12 protein-coding genes are annotated in these 12,977 nt (G+C 49.8%); 7 read left to right on the top strand and 5 right to left on the bottom strand.

Annotation, left to right across the window (positions count from 1 at the left end):
* Positions 1 to 3: 3 nt before the first annotated feature.
* The 4 genes from JW878_10845 (at position 4) to JW878_10830 (ending at position 4,276) form a co-directional block, all read left to right on the top strand.
* Complete coding sequence (locus tag JW878_10845) at positions 4 to 1,287, top strand: amidohydrolase (GenBank protein ID MBN1763548.1); 1,284 nt, start codon at positions 4 to 6, stop codon at positions 1,285 to 1,287.
* Positions 1,288 to 1,336: 49 nt separating this feature from the next.
* Entirely contained in the window at positions 1,337 to 1,930 is a 594-nt protein-coding gene (gene trmY, locus JW878_10840) for a tRNA (pseudouridine(54)-N(1))-methyltransferase TrmY (protein ID MBN1763547.1), read from the top strand.
* A 219-nt stretch (positions 1,931 to 2,149) separates the two neighbouring features.
* On the top strand, positions 2,150 to 3,835 hold the full coding sequence (locus tag JW878_10835; GenBank protein MBN1763546.1) for an AMP-binding protein: 1,686 nt from the start codon (positions 2,150 to 2,152) through the stop codon (positions 3,833 to 3,835).
* A gap of 153 nt (positions 3,836 to 3,988) precedes the next feature.
* Positions 3,989 to 4,276 carry a type II toxin-antitoxin system RelE/ParE family toxin gene (locus JW878_10830; protein ID MBN1763545.1) on the top strand — a complete coding sequence of 96 codons (288 nt, stop codon included), beginning with the start codon at positions 3,989 to 3,991 and terminating at the stop codon, positions 4,274 to 4,276.
* On the opposite strand, the gene JW878_10825 is transcribed toward JW878_10830, so the two are convergent.
* Positions 4,277 to 4,480, bottom strand: coding sequence for a hypothetical protein (locus tag JW878_10825; protein MBN1763544.1), 204 nt, complete (start codon positions 4,478 to 4,480; stop codon positions 4,277 to 4,279).
* A 445-nt stretch (positions 4,481 to 4,925) separates the two neighbouring features.
* Here JW878_10825 and JW878_10820 point away from each other — a divergent pair, with 445 nt between their 5' ends.
* The 3 genes from JW878_10820 to JW878_10810 all read left to right on the top strand — a co-directional run bounded on the left by JW878_10820 (position 4,926) and on the right by JW878_10810 (position 8,185).
* Positions 4,926 to 6,395: an aldehyde dehydrogenase family protein gene (locus JW878_10820; GenBank protein ID MBN1763543.1), complete on the top strand. Its 1,470-nt coding sequence runs from the start codon at positions 4,926 to 4,928 to the stop codon at positions 6,393 to 6,395.
* A 25-nt stretch (positions 6,396 to 6,420) separates the two neighbouring features.
* Positions 6,421 to 7,785, top strand: a complete 1,365-nt coding sequence (locus JW878_10815; protein ID MBN1763542.1) for an aminotransferase class III-fold pyridoxal phosphate-dependent enzyme — start codon at positions 6,421 to 6,423, stop codon at positions 7,783 to 7,785.
* 202 nt (positions 7,786 to 7,987) lie between these two features.
* Positions 7,988 to 8,185, top strand: a complete 198-nt coding sequence (locus JW878_10810; GenBank protein ID MBN1763541.1) for a hypothetical protein — start codon at positions 7,988 to 7,990, stop codon at positions 8,183 to 8,185.
* A gap of 385 nt (positions 8,186 to 8,570) precedes the next feature.
* Here the strand turns inward: JW878_10810 and JW878_10805 are convergent, their stop codons facing one another.
* The 4 genes from JW878_10805 to JW878_10790 form a co-directional block, all read right to left on the bottom strand.
* The gene (locus tag JW878_10805) at positions 8,571 to 9,398 is read right to left on the bottom strand and encodes a hypothetical protein (GenBank protein MBN1763540.1); all 828 of its coding nucleotides are present in this window, start codon (positions 9,396 to 9,398) and stop codon (positions 8,571 to 8,573) included.
* Positions 9,399 to 9,410: 12 nt separating this feature from the next.
* Entirely contained in the window at positions 9,411 to 9,902 is a 492-nt protein-coding gene (locus tag JW878_10800) for a hypothetical protein (protein ID MBN1763539.1), read from the bottom strand.
* Positions 9,903 to 10,067: 165 nt separating this feature from the next.
* On the bottom strand, positions 10,068 to 10,997 hold the full coding sequence (arcC, locus tag JW878_10795) for a carbamate kinase (GenBank protein MBN1763538.1): 930 nt from the start codon (positions 10,995 to 10,997) through the stop codon (positions 10,068 to 10,070).
* Positions 10,998 to 12,329: a tetraacyldisaccharide 4'-kinase gene (locus tag JW878_10790; protein ID MBN1763537.1), complete on the bottom strand. Its 1,332-nt coding sequence runs from the start codon at positions 12,327 to 12,329 to the stop codon at positions 10,998 to 11,000.
* Positions 12,330 to 12,977 lie beyond the last annotated feature (648 nt).

Below are 12,977 nucleotides of genomic sequence, written 5' to 3'. Positions count from 1 at the left end.
CCCATGTCAATTCTAATACAGAACGTGTTGGTGGAAGGAAAGGAGAAGAACATTTACATCGAGGGGAATGAGATAGCAGCGATTACTGACGCTGGCAGTGGTAAGAGCGAAGTAAGCGAGGCGGAATTTGTGATTGATGGCAGCCGAAAAGCTGCGATTCCTGGTCTCTTCAACGGGCATACGCATGCGGCAATGACGCTCCTCCGGGGCTATGCCGATGACATGCCGCTGCACGAATGGCTTTCAACGAAGATCTGGCCGGTAGAGGCGCAGATGACGGAGGAAGACGTGTACTGGGGCACGAAACTCGCGTGCCTGGAAATGATCAAATCGGGCACGACCTTCTTTAATGATATGTACTGGCACTGGGAAGGCAGTGCGAAGGCGGTAGCGGAGAGTGGCATACGCGCGATGCTGTCTGCGGTCTTTATCGACGGGTTTGACGAGGAGAAGGCGCAGGAGCAGATAAAGCGGAACGAAGCGCTGTACACGGCGAGTCAAAACCTGTCCGATAGGGTTCTATTTGCGCTCGGCCCGCATGCGATCTATACCGTATCGAGAGAGAGCCTCCAGTGGGTTAAGGAATTCTCAGAGACGCACGATGTTCTGATTCACACCCACGTATCGGAGACCGAGGAAGAGGTAGAGGAGTGTAAAAAAAAGTATGGGGTGCGTCCGGTGGAATTCCTGGATGAAATCGGGTTGTTAAGTCCGCGCGTCATTGCTTGCCATTGCGTCCATTTGAGCAGGGCAGAGATGGTGTTGCTGAAGCGGCATGATGTGAAGATCGTGCATAACCCTGTATCGAATATGAAGCTGTCCTCAGGCACGCTGCCATACGATGCGTTGAAGAATGCAGGCTTATACTCCGCCATCGCACTGGGAACCGATGGATGTGCGTCGAACAATAACCTTGACATGTTCGAAGAGATAAAGATCGCATCGTTGGTTCATAAGGCGTTCTCCGGCGATCCGACGAGTATGCCGGCGCACGAAGCGTTCGAGCTCGCAACACGGAACGCCGCAAAGATGTTCCGGTTGAATGCCGGAGTAATCGCGAAAGGGAAACTGGCGGATATTGCGCTGCTGGACTTACAGAATGAGGCGCTTGTGCCCAACCACAATTTGATTTCGAATCTCGTTTATGCTGCCAACGGTAGTTGCGTTGATACGGTGATATGCGATGGCAAGATTTTGATGGAGGGGGGAAAAGTAGAGGGCGAGGAGGAGATAATGGAGAAGGCGCAAGAGGTTGCCTATAACCTTGTGAGCAGAGATGCAAACTGAAATAGATTCCGTTTACCACTCAAAAAGTATACGTTGAACAGACCGTACGATGAGACAATTCATCCTTTATGCTGGGAAGGCGGTTACCAGTCCTGATTTTAGGCTGGACGACCTACCGGGCAGCGGCGGCAGAATGGACCTCGTGGCACGCTGCATTTCTAATGCGCTCTGGATAAGTCACGCGTTGAGACGGGACTCCTGCATTCATGTGGTCGCATGCGGTAGTCAGCCTCCGCCGGTTGTTATCTCATTTTACGGGGACTTATTGCGGGGCGTCTCGCCGGATGAGCGGAATATAGCGTCGTGGATAAAGCTAGCGCTGGCGAATAAGCGGCGGAATCCCGGGATACGTATACGCAAAATCAGCTTTCAGCAGTTGATAGAGGAGTTGGCGTCAGAAGGGGCATTCTTTTACGTATTACATGAGGAAGGGAAAGTAATAAACACTGTAGAGCTCAAAGCGGACTCGGTATTTGTTCTTGGCGACCATTCAGGTTTGCCACAGAGCGAGGCGGAGTTTGTCGAGCGATTTGAGCACAAGAAGCTATCGCTTGGAACGACTTCGTATCTTGCATCGCAATGCATAACCGTGGTGCACTACGAGTTGGATAAGAAAGGGACCGTGTCACCTTTGACGGTTTAATGGATGAACTAATTGTCTGCCTAGGAAAATGCTGTCGAGCTTCGTAGGGATGCAAAGTAACCAGAGTCGACCCGTCATCTTTTCTAACTAGTAGGTGCCAATGTATACATGCTAACTCTGGTGTCAACTTACCTACCGCTCACGCAGCGGGAGCGCTTTGAGGCATCAAACCAGCCTTCGGCTAAGCGTGGACGCTGATACGCTGCTATAAGGAAGGTGATGATTGAAGAAATGGGTAAAGAAATAACCGCATTCGATTACGAAGCGGAAAGAACGAAGTTCAGATGGAATATTCCTGAGGACTACAATTTTGTTGAGGTTATTAGAAGATGGGCCGAGGATAGAACGAAATTGATGGCGATTACTGAGCACCCCGATGGGACGGTCGAGAAAGCAGGCTACGGAGAGGTCTGGGACAGAGCCATGCGATTCGGCAACGTCTTGAGAGATTTGGGCATCCAAAAAGGTGACCGGGTTTTGGTACTGCTGCCGCGGGGCACGGACGTTTATACGGTAAACATCGGCATTTGGGCAATCGGCGGCGTTGTCGTTCCCTGTACCATCATGCTCAGGCGAGCAGATATCGAATATCGCGTTTTAGATGCCAGGGTCAAGGCGTTGATCACCAGTGACGCCACCGTTGCTGATGAGGTCGATGCGGTTAAAGGCAAAATTTCACTTGACAACCTCTTCTTTGTCGGTCAGCGGGAGGGCTGGCGGGACTTCCGGCAGGAGGTCGATGCGGCATCACGCGATCTGACGCTTGAAAGAATCAAAGCAACTGATTGGTTAACCATCAACTACACCTCAGGGACAACGGGCGCACCAAAAGGAGTGGTACACACCCATTCGGTGATGTACTGCTATGATCGGCTGAATCGCTATTACTGGTGGGATACCCGATCGGGCGAGCTCTGCTGGGGAACAACCGAACCGGGCTGGACGAAATGGTATTGGGCGCCCTTTGGGGCTGTTGTCAATGCGGGCGCTACGAACTTCCATTACGCAGGCCGATTCGAGCCCGAGAAATTCTTTGCGCTACTTGCGAAATGGCAGATAAACCGGGCCTGTATGACCGCCACGGAACTCAGGACTATGACGGCGATTGACGACGCGAACGAGCGATACGATTTGACGGACTTGAAGGTGATTTTAACTGCTGGCGAGCCCTGCACGCCGGGTATTATTCGCTACTTCGACGATAAATTTGGCATAGCGGTTCGAGAAGGGTATGGCCAGACGGAGACGTGTGTGGTTGCCTGCACTATACCGGGAATGGCGATAAAGCCGGGATCGATGGGCAGGTTCACTCCAGGTGTGGAGGGCGCAATTGTGGATTCCGATACAGGACGAGAAGTGCCCGCGGGTGAGAAGGGCATGATTGCAGTTGTGAGAGATCATCCGATGCTCTTCAAGGGCTATCATAACAAGCCGGAAAAAACGGCTGAATGCTTCGTTGGCAAGTGGTATCTAACCGGTGATCTCGCACTGATGGACGAGGATGGCTACATATGGTTCAACTCGCGGGCTGATGACGTTAGCATCAGTTCCGGCTACCGGATTGGCCCGTTTGAGGTAGAAAGCGCCGTTGATTCGCATCCGGCAGTGCTCGAGTGCGCGATGATACCAAGCCCTGACCTGTTACGCGGCGAGATTGTGAAGGTTTTTGTCGTCCTGAGAGAGGGGTACGAGCCGTCCGAGGAACTTGCCAAGGATATTCAGCAGCATGTCAAACGTATAACGGCACCCTACAAGTATCCGCGCGAGATTGAGTTCGTAAAAGAGCTACCCAAAACGATCAGTGGTAAAATCAGGCGTAAAGAGCTCAGAACCAGGGAGTTCGAGCGAAAGAGAGACGTTATTGAAGAACTTAAAGAGAGAGGGATGTGGCAGCGGGGAGAGTAGACAACCTCTCCTCTCTAAATGAACTTCTGGGTCATTCCTTGCTTAGATTATAATTCAAGGTTGTACGGATTTCTGCATCTCTGTCCTCGTGTGGCATAAATGATATTCGGAAAACCAATATAGGGGGTTAAAATGAAAACGTTCATTTTATGAATGATCGGAGATTACAGAAAACTACCTATGACCTACGAAATTGTCATCCCTGATAAAATCCACCGCATCATAGATAAGAAGCTGGACAAGCACCTGAAGGGGAGACTGTATAAGAAGCTTGTAAAACTTGAAACTACGCCGCATTCTTATGCCAAGCCATTACGGCAGCCTCTAGGGGGCATATGGGAAGTCTATTTTGAGAAAAGATGGAGAGTGCTTTTTGAGATAGATGAAAGCGAACATATAATCGTAGTTGTCGGATTTAAGCATAAAAACGAAATTCGTTAGTTAATCCTTGCTTTCGCCTTCTTTAAATAAGTCCTGGAGCTTTTTGAATCGCCCTGCTTTGAAATCATCTCTGCTCTCTTTTATCTGTTCCATCAATTCGGGGTCCGAAAGAACTTCAAGTGTTGATTTCATGGACTCGTATTCATCTGAGGATATGGTTATCCAATGCGCCTTATGCTCTCCGGATGCTTTTATCTCATCCATGTTTCCACTAACAATTATTACGCGGAACCTTATTTAAATGTTTGGCTGAGTGAGGTCTTTCCACTCCAAATCGTGATTACAGGTGATTCCACTGTTGCCGATGAATTGATCAATGTGATTTACGATAAAATTACACTCGAAGCTCTCTTCTTTTTCGGTGCGGGAAACGCAAGATCTAATTTGTTAACGAGCTCCCAAAAACGATCAGTGGTAAAATCAAGCGTAAAGAGCTCAGAACCAGGGAGTTTGAGCGAAAAAGCGAGGTAATTGAAACACTTAAGGAGAAAGGGATGTGGCAGCGGGGGAGTAGAATCCCCGTCAACATTGCCGCAGAATAAATTTTTATGCTTACTGTATAGTTCCCAAAATGGCACTATCAGATCACCTATTCTTTCATGTAAAAAGTGAAAAGTTCTTATATGCTTTTATGCTTGATGTATCAGTAATGAAAGAATATAACCTGCTTATCGGTGGAGCGTGGACCGATTCATCCACAGATGAAACTTTTGATGATATCAACCCGGCAACACTGGATAAGCTCGCATCATTCCAGGTTGCAGGTGAGGATGATGTGGATCGTGCGGTGGAGGCTGCATGGGACGCTTTCAAGGTCTGGAGCGAGACACCGGCGCCCAAACGCGCCATGGTGCTCTTTCGGGCCGCTCGGCTATTAGAAGAGCGGAAAGAAGAGCTGGCGGTTCTGATGACGCAGGAGATGGGTAAAGTGCTTCCTGAGACCAGAGGCGACGTCCAGGAAGCTATCGATATCACGTTGTATGCTGCCGGAGAAGGACGGCGGATGTTGGGGGAGACCACCACCTCGGAATTGAAGGACAAGTTCTGTATGACCGTGCTACAGCCCATCGGTGTGGTCGGTATGATCACCCCCTGGAACTTTCCCATGGCAATCCCGGCCTGGAAACTCATGCCGGCGCTTGTTGCCGGCAATGGCATTGTCATGAAACCGGCGAGTGATACGCCGTTGTTGACCATCAAGCTGGTGGAGGTGTTGATAGGAGCAGGCCTGCCCCCTGGTGTGATCAATTTAGTGTTCGGACCCGGCGGGACCGTCGGAGCGGCAGTTGTCCATCAGCTGGATATCCGAGCGATATCATTTACCGGCAGCCTGGAGACCGGCAAATGGATCATGGGCGAATGTGCAAAAGCCATGAAACGAGTGTCACTGGAATTGGGCGGCAAGAATCCCATTATTATCATGGACGATGCTGATCTTGATCTCGCCGTGGACGGCGTGATATGGGGCGCCTTCGGCACTACGGGACAGCGCTGCACTGCAGCCAGCAGGGTCATCGTGCATGAGAAGGTGAAGGATGAGTTCACCAGGAAACTTCTGGCCAGGACACAGGCCCTCCGGCTTGGTGACGGACTGGACCCGAACACGGATGTCGGTCCGGTGATTAACAAGAGCCAGCTTAATAAGATCGAGAACTATAGCCGAATAGGCCAGGATGAAGGAGCAACGCTGCTGACCGGCGGTAACGTGACCAGTCCAGATCTTCCCGGCTTTTTCTTCGAACCCACCATCTTCACGGACGTTGGATCGGACATGCGCATAGCCCAGGAAGAGATCTTCGGGCCGATGGTTTCTCTGATCCAGGTACCGGGATTTGATGACGCCATCGACGTGGCGAACAGTACCAGCTACGGCCTCTCGTCTTCGATCTATACCAGGGATATCACCAGTGCATTCAGGGCCATTAAGAAGATCGAAGCCGGTATCACCTATGTCAATTCTTCCACTATCGGAGCTGAGGTGCATCTCTCGTTTGGCGGCGTGAAGGGTACGGGCAACGGTTTTAGAGAAGCGGGCACTGACGCCATCAAAGAGTTCACGGAAGTAAAGGCCGTATATGTTGATTATAGCGGTAAGCTCCAGAAAGCGCAGATAGAATGAAGAGGAGCGTGAGAGAGAAAAGAAGATGATAGAACCACACGGCCCCCGAGCAGAGGGGATTATTCAGCGTGACTGCAGCATCATTTCTCCGTGTTTATCACGCCCGTATCCGCTGGTAATCGAGCGCGCCAGAGGAGCGACCATTACCGATGTGGACGGGAAGACGTACATCGATTTAGGCGCGGGCACCGCGGTGATGAACGTCGGGTATTCGAATCCGGAGGTTTCGGCCGCCATCACGGCGCAGCTGGAAAAGATAACGCACGGTGATTTCTCAACCTTCTTCGCTGACCCGCCGGTCAGACTCGCTGAAAGACTCGGGCAGTTGACTGGCTATGACCGCGTGTTCTTCAGTAATAGCGGTACCGAGTCGGTAGAGGCCGCGATCAAACTGGCAATGTGGAAACTCGACCGGCAGAGTTTGATAGGCTTTTACGGTGCCTTTCACGGCAGGACACTCGGGGCACTCTCCCTGACATGCTCGAAGATCAAGCATAAGGTGCACTATCCCACTATTCGGGTCGTACACGCCCATTACGGGTATTGCTACCGGTGTCCACTCCACCTGGAATATCCAGACTGTGGTATTGCATGTGCCCGACAGATCGAGACGCTGATTTTCAAGAAAGAATTGAGCCCGAACGATACGGCGGCGATCGTTGTGGAACCAATCCAGGGCGAAGGCGGCTATATCGTCCCGCCACCGGAATTCCACCGTGAGATCAGGCGGATCTGTGACGAGAATGGCATTTTAATGGTGGCTGATGAGGTGCAGTCAGGCTGCTATCGGACTGGTACGTTCATGGCCATGGAGCACTTCGGCGTGCGTGCTGATATTGTGTGCATGGCGAAGGCTCTGGGAGCAGGTCTTCCGCTGGGCGCAACCCTTTCCAGCAGCTCGATCATGGACTGGCCGCCGGGCACCCATTCCAACACCTTCGGTGGCAACCTGCTCGCATCGGCGGCAGCGCTTGCTGCTTTGCAGTTCATGGAGAAGGAAGAGCTTGGAACGCGGGCGAAACAGCTGGGCGATCATGTTATGACGCGACTTCGAGAGCTGCAATCGTGGTATCCTGCTGCGATTGGTGATGTCCGGGGTTTGGGACTGATGATCGGGGTCGAGATCGTGAAGCCGGATGGCTCTATAGACCCGGATACGAGGGACCGGATTGTAGTTGAAGGGTTCAAGGCGGGTGTCGTACTATTGCCCTGCGGCGACTCGGTCATACGGTTCTGCCCACCGCTCGTCATCACGAAGGAGGAAGCGGATACGGGTCTGGAGAGGTTCGAAGCGGCTTTAAAAAAGGTTTTTGCCTGTGTGCTTAGCGGTTCTAATAATACATACAACCGATGTGGTGAGGGGGATTCAGAGTTAGTTCACGTATTCTAGATAGAATTTTGATAATCTTCGGCTTCATGTCAAGGCGGAAGAAGGAAGGATAAAGAAATGCGGGAAGGTAATATTTTCTTCTCTGAAGAATACCTCAACTACTTTAGCTTGGGCCGTGATGGTGTTCAGGCACAGCGCTCGCAAACACCGTCAATGACCGAAAAGCTTATTTACTCGCTCGTCGTTACTCGATCCATCTATCATGAAAGACGAAAAGTGTGAGCGTAAAATGCACGAAGGTAGTCCGGCAGGCGCCATCTACGGCTTGGGGTTTATCGGTGCGGCAGTGTATTTTATCGGCGAGGCAACGACAGTCTGGATGGGCGTGCTCGGCTTTTTGAAAGCGCTCGTTTGGCCCGCCTTTTTGGTCTATGGATTGTTTAAATATTTGGGGATGTAGTTTGTGATCTGGCAAAGGGGCCGCTTTTAGTGACCGGGACAAGCAGCAAATGTTGGAGCCGCTCTGCTACACTCCCGCGGAGTTCGAGAAGAAGAAGTGGCAGATCGGGATCGTGAAGCAGGCGATTGAGGAAGGAGTTGAATTATCAGAATAATCGGCTAGGCCCATCAAACGTTCTTAATAAGGGGCCAGACCCCCTTATAACCCCCCCCCAGTCCAGTAAGAGACCAGACCCTAGATTATTGGTTATCCTCACGTTGACTTGGGATTTTTAAGTTAACGGCTGACGGATATACAACAAGGTTGCCGAAGGTAATGCCCAGAAGGGTTTGGTTCAAACCCGAAACATATATAATGTGTTATCTGATGTGGCGGTGTAATCATATCAATCCTTCTTTAGTATGTCTTTAACCCAGTTTTCAATTTTCTTGTTACACTGAATTACAAACTCCTGACCTCTACCAGCCGATTGGAAATAACCATTCTTCCAGCTCTTTTCAGAGTGGTAACTTATTAGGTTTTTAAAAAATGGCGGTAGATTCCATTGTGATTTGCGGTGTCCTCTTTTTGTTAATACAAGATTTTCGTTGTAGTTGAGGACCCCATACCCCGGTAAAGAGTTATTGAATGACAGTCTATCTTTGGAAATATACACTGTGTTGTTGTAACAACCTCTTCTTTTTGTAGTGCAATGTGGGTGACTCTCAAGCCAGTCTGGAACTTTTGTATCTTTTTGAACTAGTATTTTTTCCTCTATTTGTAGGTAACCAAAGATTACGTGCAAATCTTCACCAATATAAGCAAAATCCTCGTCAATTTTTCTGAACCGTCCAAAAAAGAGGAAAATGTCATCTTTACCAACATTTTGATTTTCTAAATGCTTTTGGGCAATCTCAATTTGTCCAAATGCACCCCTCAAATTCTTTGGTCTCTCCCGCAAATTCTTATAAATGTCAGGATCTGGGTGGCATTTACAGTTTAATTCATTGGCTCCCTTTAATCTCGTCAATCTCAATTTTCTAAGTAGATCAAGATATGTCATATTTCCATTGAACACTAAGTTGGAATATTTGGGCGCATCCGGGTCATACTTCCGTGAGCCTTTAACGACGGGTATTGGCAGTGATATCAATCTTCCATCTGGAAGTATTGGACTTGGATATCCTCCAGCACTCGAATCAAATCCTTTTCTGCTGAGTATGACTTTCTTCATTTGTAGCCTCAATTAGCACTTCTCACAGGTTTCCTTTGCTTCTGGATTATTTGTATTTCCATGTACGCCATAGTTGTATTCCTTCGACAAATGATTTTTCAGTCTCTTGATGTCTTCATCTGAAATATACCAAAATCCTTCTATCCTTTTGATTATGTGGTTTAGCTCATTAGGAACGTCTATAGCGTTTTCTCCGAAATAGTAAAACTTGCGAGAAACCAGAACATTGGAGCCTGGCGTGTGACTTTTGAGATATTCACTCTTGCCAGGATATTTCTCTCGGAACTGGTCAAGTGACAGGTTGCTTTCAACTTCCATTGCGTATATTAGCTTGTCTGGCCGATTAGTTCCTTTTCCACCTATTCCGATTACCCAACTTCCCGGTTCTGCTAATTCTTCAACATTCCTTTTCTTTCCACTTTTACTATTCTTACAGCCGGTCAGCGAACATATCCCAAAGTTGGTGTTTGGCAAACCCTGCATCATGGTCCATACGATACACATAGTTTTTCCTCATGGTTATCTCCATTATGATTGAACCACCATTTTAGATAACTTTGGCATATTAGAACTATGATTCATAGATTCTTATATTTTTAGTGTTTTCCGACGTTTTTGAGGTTTTAGAAACCTCTCTCTTCACTTTTCTTTTTACCGCAAAATTTACTTTCACTCGATCACCGTCCCTGCCTCCCCCGCAAGCGCCTCAACGACATACTCGGGCCTGCATACCACAGCTCTCTTACCGCCGTTTTCCACGAACTCGACCGCCGCCCCGATCTTGGGCCCCATGCTCCCGGGCGGAAACTGCCCTTCGTTCAAGTACTGTTGGGCTTCAGCCAGGCTCAACCGTTCCAGGTCGACCTGCTGCGGCGTATTATAGTTCAGCGCGACCCGCTTCACAGTCGTCAGGAACATGAGCACCTCGGCCTTTATCTCGACCGCCAGCAGGCTGGACGCCAGGTCTTTATCGATCACCGCATCCACACCCTTCAGCGCACCGTTCTCTTCTGCGACCGGTACGCCGCCGCCGCCACACGCGACAACAATTGTACCTGCCTGTACGAGCTCTTTAATGATATCGGTCTCGATGATCCTGATCGGTCGTGGTGAGGGCACGACACGCCGCCAGCCGCGACCACTGTCCTCGATGACGGTATGCCCGAGGCGTTCCAGCTCAGTGGCCCGTTCTCTGGTATAAAAAGCCCCGACCGGTTTGGTCGGATGCGTCATGGCCGGGTCATCAGTATTCACAAGAACCTGCGTCATCACAGCAGCCACGCAGGTATCAATGCTATGCTCCTTTAACTGGTTGATGAGGCTCTGGGCGATCATATACCCCATACTGCCCTGTGACTGGGCAACATCCACATGTAACGGTGCAGTCGGGACCTTCCCTGCGGCTGCTTCTACCTGGATCATGATAAACCCCACCTGGGGCCCGTTCCCGTGGGTCAGCACCACCTGATGCCCTGCTCTAATCAGATGCGCGATATAGCCCATACTCTCATAGGTGTTGCGGAACTGCTGCTCGAAGGTGCCCTGCTCGCCCTTTTTGATGATTGCATTGCCGCCAAGCGCGGCCACTATCAGAGCCATTCAAACGTTCACCTGCTCTAAGAACGCATCAACCACCTCTTCCAGATTCGAATCCCCAATCTCCTTAATGCCGTACCGCACCCGTGTTGCGGGCTTGTTGATCGTAATAACACGCGTCAGGTCGATCGGCGTGCCGATGACGACCGCATCGCACTCGGCTGCGTTGATTGTCTGCTCTAGGTCGTTGATCTGCTCCGCACTGTAGCCCATAGCAGGCAGCAGCGGCCCGATCTCAGGATACTCGGTGAAGGTTTTCGTGATCGTGCCGGTAATAAACGGCCGTGGGTCAACGATCTCTTTTGCACCTGCTTTACGAGCCGCAATGAGCCCGGCACCGTACTTCATGCCGCCATGTGTTAAGGTGGGCCCGTCCTCGACCACCAGTACCCGCTTGCCCTTGATAAGCTCAGGGTGCTCGACGGTGATCGGCGATGCTGAATCGATAATCTTCGCATCCGGGTTTACTTTCATTATATTCCGGCGTACCTGCTCGATCTTCTCCAGTTCCGCGGTATCCTGCTTATTGATCACGACCACATCGGCCATGCGTGCGTTGATCTCACCCGGGTAGTACGTCAATTCATCGCCGGCACGGTGCGGGTCTGCCACCACGATGTTCAGATCAGGCTTGAAGAACGAGAAATCGTTATTGCCGCCGTCCCAGATGATAATATCCGCTTCGGTCTCTGCCTGCCGCAGGATCTTCTCGTAGTCCACACCGGCATAGACGATACAGCCCACATCGATATGCGTCTCATACTCTTCCCGCTCCTCTATCGTGCACCCCATACGCTCGATGTCCTCATAGGATGAGAACCGTTGTACCGCTTGCTGTGCAAGATTGCCGTAGGGCATGGGATGCCGTACGACGACCACGGTCTTTTCGCGCGCGAGCAGAAGCTGGCAGAGCCGTTTACTTACCGAGGTCTTGCCACTGCCGGTACGCACCGCACAGACGGAGATCACGGGCACACCGCTTCGCAGCATGGTCGCATGCGGGCCCAGCATGATAAAATCCGCACCCGCGGCATTTACTTCCGCGCCTTTTGTCATCACATATCCATAAGGTACGTCGCTGTACGCGAATACAACACGATCGATCGCATGCTCTGTTATCAAGCTGATCAGGTCTTCTTCAGCGAAAATGGGGATACCGTCCGGGTATGAGCCGCCGGCCAGTTCTGCAGGATACGTTCTGCCTTCTATATCCGGTATCTGGGTCGCGGTGAATGCGACGACACGATACGCGGGATTATCCCTAAAATAAACGTTGAAGTTGTGAAAATCCCTGCCGGCTGCGCCCATAATGATAATTCTTTTAGGGTCGTTCATGGTCTCAGTCATAGCTAATTAACACCTCCGTGGTTATATATGCAGGCAAAAGGAATAAAGCATTTTGTTCTGGCTCGGTGAGATTACAAATCGTAAGTGAAATTCGCGTGGGCCTTTCGTCGTTGCTTCGCCGGTGTGATTATGTCACGTTAGGATCTAAGCTAGGTGCTGACACAAAAATAACAAGAATGATTTTTTCCTTGCTTACAAGGATTGCTTGATCTCCTTGTGAATCAAGGAAGGGAAAGTTATAAAACATTTGAGAAAGAAAATATTAAACATGGACCCAGAAAAAAAAGATAGGCTTGACAGGCTCTTTGAACATTATGAATATGATTCTCCCAAAAAATTCAAATTGAAAGAGACAGAGGCGGATTTTATCCTAAGGATATTTACGAACCCGATATTGCATTTGTTCCACTTGCTGAACCCCATGTAATAATAACTGATTTGTATGAGGACCCACAAGATTGGTATAATATCAGAAAATTAATAGAAGAATTTGCTTACCAAGCCTATACTTGTTATTACCGTGGATTGTATATAGCCAGTTTTCTTCGTTCAATTATAGTCAAAAACCAAACAATTCATACTTAACACCCTCGCCTAGAAACCGCTCGATCCAGCCATGTGCGAAACTAAGCCGGG

This window comes from Methanomicrobia archaeon (assembly GCA_016930255.1).
Classification (GTDB): Archaea; Halobacteriota; Syntropharchaeia; order Alkanophagales; family Methanospirareceae; genus JACGMN01.
This window is presented reverse-complemented; position numbering and strand designations above follow the sequence as displayed.